The organism is Labedella endophytica (genome assembly GCF_003990045.1).
In the GTDB taxonomy this organism is placed as follows: Bacteria; Actinomycetota; Actinomycetes; order Actinomycetales; family Microbacteriaceae; genus Labedella; species Labedella endophytica.
The window spans coordinates 1,364,479-1,378,886 of sequence record NZ_RZGZ01000002.1; the positions used below are offsets into that span (position 1 = coordinate 1,364,479).

Below are 14,408 nucleotides of genomic sequence, written 5' to 3' on the forward strand. Positions count from 1 at the left end.
CGGGGGAGCACACGTGGTTGACAGCGTAGTCGTCGGTCGGCACGTCCGTACCGTGGTCCTACTCGGAGAACGCCCCGCGGTAGGCGGCGGCCGGGTGCGTCGGAGGCAGGAGCGGACCGGCGCCGGGGAACAGCCGCTCGCGCAGCGTCGTCTCGGCGTACTCGGTGCGGTAGCGGCCCCGGCGCTGCAGCTCGGGCACGAGCATCTCGACCACATCGGTGAACGTCCCGGGCGAGAGGTACTGCACCACGTTGAAGCCGTCGACTCCCGTGATCTCGACGATCTCCTCGAGCCGATCGGCCACCTGCTCGGGCGTGCCGATCACGTGGAACGCGTCGCTCCATGGATCGCTGAGCGAGTCGATGATGGCCTTCGCCTTGCCGCCCTGGGCCTCCGCGAACTCCTTCTCGCGCGACTCGATGTGCCCGCGGCCGGAGAAGGAGACGCCCTCGTCCTCGGCGAGCGCCGCCACGTCGATGCCCGTCCCGCCGCCGAAGTGCACGAGGTAGCCGTCGAGGTCGCGATAGCCGAAGACGTCCTCCGCCTTCCGCCGCGCCTCCTCCTCCGTCTCGCCGAGCACGATGTTGATGGAGGTGAAGGCGCGGATCGCGTCGCGCCCGCGGCCGAACGCCTCGGCGCGGTCGCGCAGGTCCCGCACGTCGGCGGCGACCCGCTCGAGAGTGCGCGAGGACACGAACACACCCTCCGCGTGCCGCGCGGCGAGGTTCTTCCCCGACTCGGAGCTGCCCGCCTGGTAGATCACGGGAGTGCGCTGCCGGCTCGGCTCGCTGAGATGCGGACCGTCGACGGAGAAGAAGCGGCCCTCGTGAGCGATCTCGTGCACCTTCGCGGGGTCCGTGTAGACGCGACGCTCGCGATCGAGCACCACCGCGTCCGCGTCCCACGACCCCTCCCACAGCTTGTAGGAGACGTCGAGGAACTCCTCGGCCACCTCGTAACGCGCGTCGTGCGTCACCTGCTCGCGGAGCCCGAAGTTCCGCGCCGCGTCGGGCAGATACCCCGTGACGACGTTCCAGGCGATCCGTCCCTTCGTGAGGTGATCGAGCGTCGACAACCGTCGGGCGTTGCCGAACGGCGGCTCGTACGTGGTCGACGCCGTCACCGCGAAGCCGAGGTTCCGCGTGACCGCGGCCATGGCGGGCACCACGAGATACGGGTCGTTGTTCGGGATCTGGATACCGCGCTCCACCGCCGGGTCCCGGCTGCCGCGATACACGTCGTAGGTGCCCACGACGTCGGCGATGAACATCGCGTCGAAGAGCCCTCGCTCGAGGAGGGCGGCCGTCTCGGTCCAGTAATCGATGTCGGTGTAGCGGTTCCGCTGGTTCTCCGGGTGCACCCACAAGCCGTGGTTGATGTGGCTGGGGGTGTTCATCTCGAAGCCGTTGAGGTGGATCGGTGAGGCCATGTCTCGACGCTACCCGTGGTCGCGCTCACTCGGGGAGCGGGACACCGCCGGTCTGACACACAGCGCAGTACTGGGCCGCGCCCTTGGAACCCGGCACGTCGCGAACCACGTCGTCGCCCTCGAGGCACGGTTCACCGGCGCGGCCGTGCACGGCCATCGCGGCGACCTTCGCGGCCTTGAGCTCCGTTGGCGGTACCTTTCGACGGTCCTCGAACGCGCCACGGAGCACGTCACGGATCGCCGCGAAGAGGCGTGCGCGTTCCTCCTCGTCGAGCGTCGACGCGTGGGCGACCGGCGAGAGCCGCGCCGCGTAGAGGATCTCGTCCGAGTAGGCGTTGCCGATCCCGGCGAGCGTCTCCTGCTCCTGGAGCAGCGCCTTGAGCTGTTTGCGGCGGCCCATCACGATTCCGTCGAGGTCTTCGCGCTTGAACCCGTCGGACGCCGGATCGGGGCCGAGCTTGGCGACCGACGAGACCTCCGACGGGTCGTCGACGACGTGCAGGCCGAGGGACAGCCAATCCCCGGCGTCCGTCACGGCGAGTTCCGCTCCTCCGTCGAACGCGATGCGCGCGAGCATGGGCGGCGCGTCCGGGGCGGGCTCCTCCGCGACCGATGTGTCGTCGCGCCACCGCGCCCATCCCGCGCGGCCGAAGCTCACGAGCAGCGTCGGCCCGTCGGTGTCGATCGCGAGGTGTTTGCCGAACCGTCGCACCCCCGTGACAGCGTGCCCCTCGAGTTCACCGAGCGGCCGGGCCCGCGTCTTGAGCGCCCGGAACTCCTCGAGCTCCACGGAGCTGATCTGCTTCCCGAGGGCGTGCTCCCGCAGGAACCCGCCGAGCGCCTCCACCTCCGGCGACTCAGGCATGCGGATTCCCTCCGCCCAACGCCCGTGAGGTGTCACAATCTGCTGCCTCACGAGCCGGAGTGACAACAGATTGCGATACCTCAGGGGAGGGAGAGGGGGGCGTCATGCGCCGGGACCGGACTCGATGCGCCAGCCGGGACCGGCCTTGAGCTGGGAGCGGAGCGCGGAGGCCGCCGAGCGGGCCTGCTCCACGGTGGGCGCCGAGACGTCGATCGCCACGGGGAGCTCGTCCCCGAAACCGGCGACGGTCACCGACGCACGGGCGTCGTCGCGCAGCGGAACGGAGGCGTTCGCGGAGCCGGCGCCGTGCACCTCGGAACGGACGGTCTTCGCGATCGTCGCGAGGACCTCCGGCGCGGTAGCGACGATATGGGCGACGATCGTGACGGTGGTGGTCATGCGGGCAACCGTACTCGCGCCCGTTGCGGATCGCTGCCCCGTTGCGACGGGACGCGGACGAGTGATGACGACGCGGCCGCTTGCGCCTCAGGCTCCCAGTCGCTCGATGACGGCACGAGCTGGGTCCAGTTCGTAGCGGACGAGCGACGCCGTCGAGAGGAACGCCATGTGCGGCGTCACGATCGCGCGCGGATGGTCGCGCAGCGGCGAGTCGACCGCCGGCGGCTCCCCGTCAAGCACATCCGCGGCGAACGCCCCGAGCCGACCCGAATCGAGGGCATCGAGCACCGCCGCCTCGTCCACGAGCTCCCCGCGCGAGACGTTCACGAGCAGCGCGCCTGGCCGCATCGTCGCGAGGCGATCGGCCGAGAGGAGCCCCCGACTCTCGGCGGTAGCCGGGAGGTGCAGGGAGACCACGTCGGAGGACGCGAGCACGTCGTCCAGGGGAATCAGCTCGACCCCGTGTTCCGCCTCGGTTGCGACAGGATCGGCGGCGACGATCCGCGCGAACAGCGGACGGGCGATGCGGGCGAGTTCCCGGCCGATGCGTCCGAACCCCACGAGGCCGAGCGTGAGCGACCCGATGTCGGGCGGAACGGCGGCGAGGTCGCTCGTCCAGCCGCCGGAGACGACGACCGCGCGACCCGCGGGCAGCTCCCGGAGGGCGGCGAGGATGAGCGTGAGCGCGTGCACCGCGACCTCGGCGGTCGCGACCCCGCCGAGGCCGACGACCTCGATACCGCGTTCATCCGCCGCGGCGAGGTCGATCATGTCGACACCGGTGGACGTCGTGCAGAGCACGCGGAGGGCCGGCAGTCGGGCGAGTTCCGCCGCACCGATCGGCGAGAGTCCGACGATCGCGGCGGTCGCGGCTGCAACCCGCTCCGGCAGCGACTCCGCGCTCGATGCGTCGGGAATCCGGCCCGGGAGCACGACGACCTCGAACCCGCGGCTCTCGAGCAGCACGGCTCCCGCGCCGGGGTCGACGTCGTCGGCTTCCGTGAAGACGACGATCGGCCGGACGCCGGGTACGCTGCTCATGCGCCCGCCTCGACGAGCCGGTCGAGGTGCGTCGGTGCGAAGAGCCCGATCTTCTGCGGGAGTACGACGACGGAGGGACCGGACCGCGACAGGGACGCCGCGAGGTCCCCGGCCAGATCGGCCGGAGTCGTGACGACGGCGTGCACCCCGAAGGACGCGGCGAGCGCGGCGAAGTCGGGCATCGCGAGCTCGGTCGCCGTCGCCGCGCCGAACGCGCCCATCATGTACTCCTCGAGGATGCCGTAGCCGCCGTCCGCGACGATGAGCCACGTCACATCGAGGCCGAGCTGCACGGCCGCGCCGAGTTCCGCGATCCCGTACATCGCCCCGCCGTCGCCCGTGACAGCGAGCACCGGCCGAGCCCGGTCGGCGAAGGCCGCACCGATCGCGGCGGGGAAGGCGTAGCCGAGACCGCCGGCGCCCTGCGCGGTTGCGAAGCGCCCGTCCCGGCCCTCCCACGCCGACCAGGCCCAGTAGCCGATCATCGTCATGTCCCAGAAGCTGTCGGCGTCGTCGGGGAGCGCCTCGCGGATGGCCGCGAGGATCCCGAGCTCCGTCGCGAGTCCCTGCCCGTCCACCCGCGCCGCGACTGTCTCGGCGACGGCACGCACCTCGGCGGCCCGCACCGCACGCCGATCCGGATCAGTGGTGGAGGCGAGGCGGTCGGCGATGCGTTCTAGAGCGTCGCGGGCGTCCCCGTGCACGCCGAGGCCGGCATGATTGGAGCCGATGACCCCGAGGTCCGCGTCGAGCTGGATGAACCGTCCGCGCGGGCGGAAGGTGAAGTAGTTGCTCGACAACTCGCCGAGTCCGCTGCCCACCACGAGGAGCACGTCAGCCTCCTCGAGGTACTCCGTCACGGCGACGTCCTCGAGCCAGGACCCCCCGGCGAGCACATGCCCGGTGGGCACGGCGTCGCGCCCGGCGAACGTCGAGAAGACGGGAGCGTCGATCGCCTCGGCGACGCGCATCAGGGCATCGGACGCTCCGGCCCGCGCGGCTCCGCCGCCCGCGAGGATCACCGGTCGGCTCGCGCCGTCCAGGGCGGCGACGACCGCCGCGACGGCCTCGTCCCGTGCCAGGACAGGCCGCGGCTTCACGGCGACCTCGCCGACGGGCGGCACCGCGTCCCCGACGTCCTGGAGCAGCAGGTCCTGCGGGATCTCCACGAGCACGGGTCCGCGCGGCGCGGTGGCCGCGAGTTCCCACGCGGCGAGGAGAGCAGACGGGATCTGCGCGACCGTTCGCACGGTCCAGCTGCCCTTCACGACCTGGGCGAATGCGGCCGACTGGTCGTCGAGTTCATGCAGGTGTCCGTGGCGCGCTCCCCCGAGCCCGCTCACGGGGATCTGCGCGGACAGGGCGAGGACGGGGACGCTCGACCCCTTCGCCTCCATGAGCGCCGGCAGCGCGGTGAGGGCGCCGGGGCCTGTAGAGAGGAGGAGCGGTGCGACCGTTCCTCCCACGCGCGCGAGCCCGTCGGCCATGAACCCGCCGTTGTTCTCCACGCGCGCCGGCAGCAGCTCGATCCCGCCACGGCGGAGGGCATCGAAGAGGCCGAGCGCGTGCTGCCCCGGCGTGCCGACGAGCCGGTCGACGCCGAGCGCCCGTAGGGTCTCGACCGCGACATCCCCGCCGGTGCGGGCCGTGTCCGGCGTCATTCGGAGCGCCCCGAGTCACGCGTGGCGTCGAGGTCGCCGGCGGCGACGCGGGACAGGACCGCGGTCAGCACCTCGAGGCCCGCGAGCATGTCCGCATCGGAGGTGAACTCACGCTCGTTGTGAGAGATCCCGTCCACGCTCGGGACGAAGAGCATCACGGTGGGCACGACCTCCTTCATGTTCGTGGCGTCGTGGCCGGCCACGGTCGCCGAACGGCGGTGGCTGTAGCCGAGGCGTTCGGCCTCGGCGGCGGCGATCACGATGCCCTCCTCGAGGAACGGCCCGCTCGACCACTCGACGAGACCGCGCACCTCGATGTCGACGCGCGCCCTCCCCTCGATCACGGCCATCTCGGCCCGCAGCCGCTCCACGGCCGTCTCGAGCACGCCGCGCTCGGGCGAGCGGATGTCGACGAGCATGCGCACCTCGCGCGCGATCGCGACGGGCGAGTTCGGGTCGAGGTACATCTCGCTCACCGCCGTGTGCAGGAGCTCCGGCTCGAAGCCGTCGACGAGGCGCCGAACGGCGACGATGAGCTCGGCGGCTCCGTAGAGCGCGTCACGACGGTCGGCCATGCGGGCCGCTCCCGTGTGCGATTGCTCACCCGTGACCACGACCTCGAGCTTGTGCGCTGTCCAGGTGGTGGACACGAGCCCGATCGTCGATCCCGTGTCCTCGAGATCCCGGCCCTGCTCGACGTGGATCTCGAGGTACGCCACCACGTCGATGGGCGCGGCATCCCCGCGGCCATCGATCGCGTCGAGGGCACTCGCCACCGTGACGCCGGACGGATCCGCGGTCGCGAGGGCCGTCTCGAGCGGAAGCATCCCGGTGAAGACGGCGCTGCCCATCATGCTCGGCTTGAAGCGGCTGCCCTCCTCGTTGAACCAGTCCACGACGGCGAGGTTGAATGCACCGCCCGGCACCGCCGCGGCCGCGCGCACCGCGTGCGCTCCGGCGAGCACCCCGTAGGCGCCATCGAACCGGCCGGCGAGCGGCTGGCTGTCGAGGTGGGAGCCCACGACCACGTACGGTGCTCCCGGGATCCGCTCGATGAGACCGAAGATGTTCCCGATCGCGTCGACGCGCACAGCGAAGCCGTTGGCCTCGAGCCAGGAGGTGAACCATGCGCGGTTCTCGCCGTCGGCCGCGCTCGCGGCCTGACGTTCGACACCGCCCCCGGGGGTGGCGCCGAAGACGGACATGGTGCGGAAGTCGTCGAGGAAATCGCTCATCCCGCTCAGCTCCAGTCCCGCTGCAGTTCCATCGTGGAGCAGTGCAGTCCTCCGCCGTTCTTGAGCATCTCGCGGAACTCGATCGGTACGACCTCCACCCCATGACGGCTTGACAGCATCTCGGCCGTGCGCTCGAGGTGCGCCGGGAGGAGGACCCGCCGGCGGTTCAGCACGAGGAGGTTCGTCGACCACTCCTCGTCGGGGTGCACGTCGACCGTCTCGATCCCGAGATCCCACAGCGCCGTCATGAAGTCGTACGGGGCGAGTCGCGGATTGACGAGCGCGAGGTCGTCGTCGAGCATGACGGCGCACATGTCGAGGTGGATGAGGTACCCCGGCAGGCTCACCTGCTGAACCCGGATCCCGTAAGGCTCGAGGATGCGACCGAGCTGGCGGCCGCCCTCCGGGTTGCAGCGCACGGACGAGCCGTAGAAGGCGAGGTCGCGGCGCACCTTCATGAAGCTGCCGCCCTCCGCGAGCCCCGCTCCCGTGACGGTGCCGAGGATCGGCATACCGGCTCGCGCGACGGTGGCGGCGATCGACTGCTCCTCGCCGCGCCGCATACGCGGGGCGAGGCGGCCGATGACCGCGCCGCCCGGCACGGTCACGAGCGGGTCGCGCGTGTAGACGGACTTCGTGAACGACGGCGGGAGGTCGGGCGCGAAGACGACCTCGACCCCCTCGCGCTCGAGGGCTCCCACGAAACCGTCGTACTGCGCGTGGACCAGATCCAGGTCCGGGAGGTCCTCGCCCGTCCAATACCAACGGAGGTCGGGGTCGACGAACGCCCCCATGTCGGCGTCATACGCGTCGGTGCGCACGGCGGCGAGCCCTGCGCTCGGCCGACGCATGAGCACGCTCCGCAGCCGACCGACCTCGTCGGCTGCACCCCACCGGCGGCCCCACGATCCCTCGAGCTCGCCGAGATCGTGGAACGCGGGCAGCGCCTCCGGGCCCATCAGGCGGTGGAACCGGCCGTCCGCGATCTCCTTCGTGGAATCCATGATGCTCATGCGCTGACGCTCTTCCGTGTGGGGGCCGACGCCGCGGTGGTCGCGGTCTCGTCGGCGAGGCGGGTGACGATGGAGGAACGCGGGTCCCAGTGCAGGGTGACCGGCTGGCCGACCCCCACGTCGAGCGGCCGGGCGGCATTCTCCCGAGCGATCAGCTCGGCGCCGCCCGCGGTTTCGACGATGATCTTGCGGGAGTCGCCCGCGTACACGATGCCGCTCACGCGGCCGTCGACCCGCGAGTGCGCCTCGGGCGCCCGGCCGGGCAGGGTGATCTCCACGAGGGAGGGCCGCACCATGACGGCGACGGCGCCCGATCCGACGGCGGAGCCGTCGACGAGGGACGGCGGTGAGTAGACGACCCCGTCCGCCACATCGAGCGACCCGTCGCCACGCACGGCGCCGCGGAAGATGTTCGACTCCCCGACGAAGGAGGCGGCCGTGTCGTCGACCGGCCGGTGGTAGAGGTCGTCCGGCGAGTCGAACTGCACGAGGCGCCCCTTGTCGAGCAGGGCGATCCGGTCGCTCATGGTGAGCGCCTCCTCCTGGTCGTGCGTCACGTTCACGACGGTGAGTCCGAGCTCACGACTGAGGCGGCTGATCTCGAGCTGCAGGGCGTCGCGCAGGTTGCGGTCGAGCGCGCCGAGCGGCTCGTCCATGAGAAGCAGTCGCGGCCGGCTGACGATCGCCCGCGCCAGGGCCACCCGCTGCTGCTGGCCACCGGAGAGCTCCGTGATGCGACGCTTCGCGAAGCTCGGGAGGCGCACGGCCTCGAGGGCCTCGGCGACGCGGCGACGGCGCTCGGACGCGCTCACCTTCCGCATCCGCAGCGGGTAGCCCACGTTCTGCTCCACGTTGAGGTGGGGGAAGAGCGCGTAGTTCTGGAACACCATCCCGATGTCGCGGCGGTGCACGGGCACCGATCGGAGTTCCTGCCCGTCGACGAGGAGGGAACCCTCGTCGGCGTCGGCGAATCCGGCGATGATGCGCAGGAGCGTGGTCTTCCCGGAACCCGACGCCCCGAGGAGCGTGACGAACTCGCCGGCCTCGATGTCGAGGCTCACGGCGTCGACGGCGGGCACGTCGCCGTAGCGCTTCGTGATCGAGCGGACGTCGAGAGTGGCGCCGGGGGCGCGGTCTGCTGCTGGACTCATGATCTCGAGCTCCTTCTGGCGAGTCGGGCACGGATGGGCCCGACGGCGAAAACGATGAGGGCGACGCCGAAGGTGACGACGGTGACGATGAGCGACACCGCCGAGACCGAGGGCTCGACGCCCGAGCGGATCTGCCCGTACATGAGTACGGGGAGGGTCTGGAAGCGCGCGTCGCTGAGGAAGGTCGCGACGACCACCTCGTCCCACGAGGAGATGAAGGCCAGGAGGCCGCCGATCACCGTCGCGGGCGCGAGGAGCGGAAGCGTCACCGTCGCGAGCGTCCGGAGCTGGCTAGCCCCGTGGATGCGGGCGGCCTCCTCGATCCGTGGGTCGAGGGTGCGCAGGAGCGCGAGCACGTTGACGAACACGTAGGGCAGGCCGAGAACGCCATGGGCGAGCGCGAGGCCGACCACGTTGCCCGTGAGTCCGAGCCGCGCGTAGACGAGGTAAAAGCCGATGGCCCCCACGACGAGCGGGACGATCATCGGCAGCACCGACACGGCGGTGAAGACGGACGCGATCGCCCCGCGGGCGCGGGCCGCCCCGAGGGCGAGCGCCGCTCCCGCGACCATCGAGAAGACGGCGGCCAGGGCTCCCACGGCGAACGAGTTGCCGAAGGCGCGCATCCAGCGGCGGTCGCCGAGGACGTCCTCGATCCACCGGAAGGAGAACCCCTGCGGCGGGAACGTCACGGCGGACCCGCCCGTGAAGGCGGTGGCGCAGATGACGATCGTGGGGACGACGAGCACGACGGCGATGAGGACACCGACGATGCGGACCGAGACTCCGGCGTTCATCGGGTACTCCTCTCCGTGGCGATGCCGAGCACACGACCGAGCCCGAGGAACCGCGCGGCGACTCCGAGGATCACGATCACGATCACGAGGAGGAGCACGGCCATGGCCGATCCCACCCCCGTGTTCAGCAGGGTGTTGGTCTGTTCGACGATCGACTGCCCGATCACGGGGTTGCCGGCTCCGCCGAGGAGCTGAGGGGTCACGTAGTAGCCGAGCGTGAGCACGAACACGAGCAGGCTGCCGGCCGCGAGGCCCGGCATCGAGAGCGGGAAGGTGACGCTCCAGAACGCGCGGGTGCGTGTGGCGCCGAGGCCCCTCGCCGCCATCGCGAGGTCCGGCGAGATGCCGCGCAACTGCGCGTAGATCGCGAGGATCGTGAACGGCACGAGGATGTGCGTCATGCCGATGAGGGTGGCCGCGGGCGTCCGGATGAGCTGGAGCGGCTCCTCGATCACCCCGATCGCCTGGAGGAGCTCGTTCACGAGCCCGGTGTCGTTGAGGATGACCTGCCAGGCGTAGCTCCGCACGAGCAGGCTCGTCCAGAACGACAGCATGAGCGCCGTCATGAGGATCCGCGACATCGTGCGTCCCGAGCGGGCCATCGCGTAGGCGTACGGATAACCGATCACGGCCGAGCAGATCGTCGTGCTGATGGCGAGCTGCGCGGTGTTGCCGAGCGACCGGATGAAGGAGGCCGAACCGAGTGCGTCCGCGAAGTTCTCGAATCCGGCGTCGAGGCTCCGCTGCACGACGATCGCGAGCGGGACGACGAGGGCGAGGAGGACGAAGAGCAGGCCGAGGAGGCCGACGCTGACCCACCAGCGCCGGCCCCCTCCCTCGATGGTCAGGACGCGACCCATTCGGACACGGTCTCGAGCACGTCGGCGCGGTTGGCGTTCCACCACTCCCAGTCGGGCACGATCGGGGCGTCGTCTCCGGTGCCCTCATTCGCCGTGGGGACCTCGGCTGCGACGTCGTCGGCGATCTCGGCGTTCGGGTTGCCCGGGCCGTAGGTGATGTAGTCGACGAGGTCGCCGGCGTGCGCGGTCGACGTGATGTAGGCGACGAGCGCCATGGCGGCGTCCACGTTCTGGCTGCCCTCGGGGATGGCGACGTAGTCGGCCGACTGGATCTGCTGGTTCCACGACTGGGCGATCGGCAGGCCCTCGGACTGGGCGAGCGTGACGCGGCCGTTGTAGCAGGCGCCGGCCGTGGCCTCACCGGAGGTGACGAGGTCGATGCACTCGGATCCGCTCGTGATGAAGATCAGGTCGTCCTTGATGGGCTCCATGACGGAGAGCGCGCGGTCCACGTCGAGCGGGTAGAGCTCGTCGCGGCTGACGCCGTCGGCCAGGAGCGCGGCCTCCATGAGGCCGAAGAAGCCTTCACCTGCGTTGAGCGCACGCTTGCCGGGGAACGCGTCGGTGTCGAAGAAGTCGACCCAGTTCTGCGGCCCGTCCTCGCCGAAGGCGTCCGTGTTGTATGAGACGTTGGTGGAGTAGATGAACATCGGGACGCCCTTGGCGGTGACCTCCCAGTTGCCGTCGAAGGCGTCGCACTCGACGATCTCGCAGTCGATGTCGACGAGGTTGTCGTTCGCCTCGGTGAGGTCGAAGTCGAGCCCCACCTCCGCGACGTCCCACGTGACGTTTCCGCTCTCGATCATCTGGAGGAGCTTGGAGTTGTCCATCGACGGGTCGAGGATCGCATCGACACCGGTCTCGTCGGAGAACGGGTCGAGCCACGCGGCCGTGATGCTGTCGCCTCCGGCGCCTCCGTAGCCGGCGAAGGTGACCTCGCCGCTGATCCCGGAGCCGGACGCGCCGTCCGAGCCGGAGCCCGAGTCGGAGGAACAGCCCGTGAGGGCGAGGAGTGCGACGACGGCGGTGGACGCGGTCGCGAGTGCCGCTGTGCGGGTTCGGAGCATGGTGGACCTTTCGGGAGTCGATGGTGCAGATGCTGTGAGTTGTGGTGCGGCAGCCCCTCGCCACCTCGGACGTCTCATCGAGGAGCGTGTCCGGTCCGCCTATCCTGTTGGAAACCGATCAGGTGCCGGAATTGGATGAATGTCCGGATTCGCAGCCGGCCGTTGGAGACTTATCCAACGGCGGGGCACCCGCCCGGAGCTTTGTTTCACGTCGGTTACGAGACGTCGCGCGTCACGTTTCCCGGACGTTTCCGTGAGGGGTCGCACGAACCGGAAGGACTACGCATGAACATCGGAGACCTCCTCGCCGACCCCGGCCTCGCCCTCGCCCTGGCGGTCCGCGGCGACCTCGACGCTCCCATCGAATGGGTCCACGCGATCGACCGTTACCCGGCCTCCGAGTTCATGTCGGGCGGCGAGGTGGCGCTCACGTCCGGTCAGTGGTGGCCGGCCACGTCCGCTGACGAGTACGTCCGCGACCTCGCGGAGGCACGGGTACTCGCGCTCGGCTTCGGCCTCACGAGCACCATCACCGAGCTGCCGACCGAGCTCGTCGAGGCGTGCGAGCGCTACGGGCTCACCTTCTTCCTCGTCCCGCTCGAGGTGCCGTTCATCCGCGTCATCAAGTCGTTCGTGCAGGCGCAGCGACGGGTCTGGGAGCGGCCGCTCCGTCGCCACCTCGATTACTACTCCACCTTCGTCGCCGCCCTGCGGGAGGACCGGAGCCTCGGCTCCATGCTCGAGTCGCTCTCCTCGGGGCTCGGCGCTCGGATCGGCCTCGTCGCGGACCGGGAGACCTTCGGGGTGGATGGGACGGACGGCCTCCACCCCATCCCGCTCCTGAGCGAGGGAGTCATCGACGCCGAGCTGTACAGCGAGGTGGACCCCGCCCGCTTCAGCGTCGAGCAGGAGGCGGTCCTCTCCGTCGGCGTGCCGTTCATCGCCCTCGAGATCGAACGCATCCGCTCCGTGCGACGAGCGGTCGACGGGTACACGCGCGAACTTTTCACGTGGTTGCGCAGCGGCGAGCACGACGAGGTGTCGGTGCTCGCCCGGCTGCGGTCCCTCGGCGTCGAGGGCGTGGAGGACCTCGCCGTCGCGGCGGTGTGGAATGCCGACCCGGAGGCCGTCCTGCTCGCCACGCGGCGCGCGGCCGGTCTGCATGCCGCGGCCGCGCGCTTCGACGACGCGGTGCTCGTGTGCGTGTCCGGCGGCGACGTCCTCGATCGCCTCGTCGCCGGGCTCCCTCCGAGCGCCTCGGCTGGCATCGGTTCGGCCGGTGGACCCGACCGTCTCCGGCTCTCCCTCATCCAGGCGGAGCACGCGCTCGCGCTCGCGCGACGGGACGGCCCGGGGACCGTCGTCGGCGCGGACGACCTCAACAGCCCGTCGACCGTGCTCTACTCGCAGGCGTCGGAGCTGATGAGGGAGACGGGGAGCGCACTCCTCAGGCCGCTCCGCGACTACGACGAGTCACGCGGCGGCCAACTCCTGCAGACCCTCGAGGTCTTCCTCCGCACGGGTGGCCGGTGGAGTATCGCGGCGAGCGAGCTCTACATCCACCCGAACACGCTGCGGCACCGCGTGCAGATTATTGAGCAGATCACCGGCCGGAGCCTCGACTCCACGCGAGACCGCACCGACTTCGACATCGCGCTCGAGCTCGCCGCCCAGTCGGGCCCGTGAGGCGGCCCTAAGAAGACGCGGCGAGCGCCAGGCGCTCGCTCGCGAGGGTCGCGAGGCCGAGCGCGAGGTCGCCGAGCACGGAGTCGTCGAAGAGCACCTTCGCCGAGTGGTTCCACGCCGCGGTCACCGGATCGACGTCGGGAGGGGTGGCCGCGAGGAACACGAACGCACCGGGCACCTCGAGCAGCACGCGGGAGAAGTCCTCGGAGGCCATGAGCGGTTCGTTCCGATCGACGACGCGCTCCGCGCCGAAGACCGACGTGAGTGCGGCCGCGGCGCGATCCGCCTCCGCCCCGTCGTTCACGAGCACGGGGTAGTCGGCTTCGAACACCACCTCGGCGCGGCACCCGTGGGCGGCGGCGACGCCGTCGGCGAGTCGGGCCACCTCGACGCGGAGCCGCTCGTCCGACTCCCGCGACAGCGTCCGGACCGACGCCCCGAGGGAGGCCGCGTCGGGGATGACGTTCACGGCGTCCCCACCGCGCAGCTGCGTGACGGTCACGACCACGGGGTCGAAGACGGAGAACCGGCGCGTCACCATCACCTGCAAAGCGGTCACGAGCTCCGCGACCGCCGGGACGGGGTCCGCGGCGGTGTGCGGCTGCGAGCCGTGCCCTCCGGCGCCGTGCATCGTGATGCGGAGATCGGCCGTCCCGGCCATCATCGTGCCGGCCCTCGTGCTGAAGCGACCGGCCGGCCCGGGGATCACGTGAGCGCCGTAGGCTGCGATCGCCCGCTCGCCCGACGCGTCGAGCACACCGTCCGCGATCATGTGGGCCGCGCCGTCGACGCCCTCCTCTCCCGGCTGGAACATGAACACGACGTTCCCGGGCAGGTCCTCGCGGGCGGCGGCGGCGAGCAGCCGGGCGGCGCCGACGAGCCCGGCGGTGTGCAGGTCGTGACCGCACGCGTGCATCGCCCCGTTGGTCGACGCGTACTCGAGTCCGGTCGCTTCCGCGACGGGCAGCGCGTCCATGTCGGCGCGGAGCAGCACCGTCGGCCCGGGACGCCCGCCGCGGAGCACGGCGGTGACGGAACTGCACGTCGACCCCGTCGAGATCTCGAGTCCCAGCCCGGCGAGCGCGTCGAGGACGAGCGCCTGGGTGCGCGGGAGCTGGAGGCCCACTTCGGGGTCGCGGTGGAGTCGGCGCCTCAGCGCGACGAGGTCGGGGAGCAGGGCAGGATCACCCACGAGGGAAGGCAT

General features: G+C 71.0%; 13 protein-coding genes. 1 reads left to right on the forward strand and 12 read right to left on the reverse strand.

What is annotated here, in order from left to right; translation table 11 throughout:
- Positions 1-58: 58 nt before the first annotated feature.
- The 11 genes from ELQ94_RS09860 to ELQ94_RS09910 form a co-directional block, all read right to left on the reverse strand.
- A complete protein-coding gene (locus ELQ94_RS09860) occupies positions 59-1,429 on the reverse strand; it encodes an LLM class flavin-dependent oxidoreductase (protein ID WP_127049595.1) in 1,371 nt (456 codons plus the stop codon).
- 25 nt (positions 1,430-1,454) lie between these two features.
- Positions 1,455-2,294 carry a DNA-formamidopyrimidine glycosylase family protein gene (locus ELQ94_RS09865; RefSeq protein WP_127049597.1) on the reverse strand — a complete coding sequence of 280 codons (840 nt, stop codon included), beginning with the start codon at positions 2,292-2,294 and terminating at the stop codon, positions 1,455-1,457.
- Positions 2,295-2,396: 102 nt separating this feature from the next.
- Positions 2,397-2,693 carry a hypothetical protein gene (locus tag ELQ94_RS09870; protein WP_127049599.1) on the reverse strand — a complete coding sequence of 99 codons (297 nt, stop codon included), beginning with the start codon at positions 2,691-2,693 and terminating at the stop codon, positions 2,397-2,399.
- 87 nt (positions 2,694-2,780) lie between these two features.
- On the reverse strand, positions 2,781-3,734 hold the full coding sequence (locus ELQ94_RS09875; protein ID WP_127049601.1) for a C-terminal binding protein: 954 nt from the start codon (positions 3,732-3,734) through the stop codon (positions 2,781-2,783).
- Positions 3,731-5,395 carry a thiamine pyrophosphate-binding protein gene (locus ELQ94_RS09880; protein WP_127049603.1) on the reverse strand — a complete coding sequence of 555 codons (1,665 nt, stop codon included), beginning with the start codon at positions 5,393-5,395 and terminating at the stop codon, positions 3,731-3,733. Before ELQ94_RS09880 ends, ELQ94_RS09875 begins: the two co-directional genes overlap by 4 nt.
- Entirely contained in the window at positions 5,392-6,630 is a 1,239-nt protein-coding gene (locus tag ELQ94_RS09885; protein WP_127049605.1) for a M20 family metallo-hydrolase, read from the reverse strand. The genes ELQ94_RS09880 and ELQ94_RS09885 overlap by 4 nt, the downstream gene beginning before the upstream one ends.
- 5 nt (positions 6,631-6,635) lie before the next feature.
- Positions 6,636-7,643, reverse strand: coding sequence for a dimethylarginine dimethylaminohydrolase family protein (locus tag ELQ94_RS09890; protein ID WP_127049607.1), 1,008 nt, complete (start codon positions 7,641-7,643; stop codon positions 6,636-6,638).
- Positions 7,640-8,794 carry an ABC transporter ATP-binding protein gene (locus ELQ94_RS09895; RefSeq protein ID WP_127049610.1) on the reverse strand — a complete coding sequence of 385 codons (1,155 nt, stop codon included), beginning with the start codon at positions 8,792-8,794 and terminating at the stop codon, positions 7,640-7,642. Before ELQ94_RS09895 ends, ELQ94_RS09890 begins: the two co-directional genes overlap by 4 nt.
- Positions 8,791-9,591 carry an ABC transporter permease gene (locus ELQ94_RS09900; protein ID WP_127049612.1) on the reverse strand — a complete coding sequence of 267 codons (801 nt, stop codon included), beginning with the start codon at positions 9,589-9,591 and terminating at the stop codon, positions 8,791-8,793. The genes ELQ94_RS09895 and ELQ94_RS09900 overlap by 4 nt, the downstream gene beginning before the upstream one ends.
- Complete coding sequence (locus tag ELQ94_RS09905; RefSeq protein ID WP_127049614.1) at positions 9,588-10,451, reverse strand: ABC transporter permease; 864 nt, start codon at positions 10,449-10,451, stop codon at positions 9,588-9,590. Before ELQ94_RS09905 ends, ELQ94_RS09900 begins: the two co-directional genes overlap by 4 nt.
- Positions 10,436-11,518 (reverse strand): extracellular solute-binding protein, encoded by a 1,083-nt coding sequence (locus ELQ94_RS09910; protein WP_127049616.1) that lies wholly within the window; start codon positions 11,516-11,518, stop codon positions 10,436-10,438. Before ELQ94_RS09910 ends, ELQ94_RS09905 begins: the two co-directional genes overlap by 16 nt.
- Before the next feature lie 285 nt (positions 11,519-11,803).
- On the opposite strand from ELQ94_RS09910, the gene ELQ94_RS09915 reads away from it, so the two are divergent.
- Entirely contained in the window at positions 11,804-13,204 is a 1,401-nt protein-coding gene (locus ELQ94_RS09915; RefSeq protein ID WP_166404717.1) for a PucR family transcriptional regulator, read from the forward strand.
- Positions 13,205-13,211: 7 nt separating this feature from the next.
- Here ELQ94_RS09915 and ELQ94_RS09920 read toward each other — a convergent pair whose 3' ends face one another.
- A complete protein-coding gene (locus tag ELQ94_RS09920; protein ID WP_127049621.1) occupies positions 13,212-14,408 on the reverse strand; it encodes a M20 metallopeptidase family protein in 1,197 nt (398 codons plus the stop codon).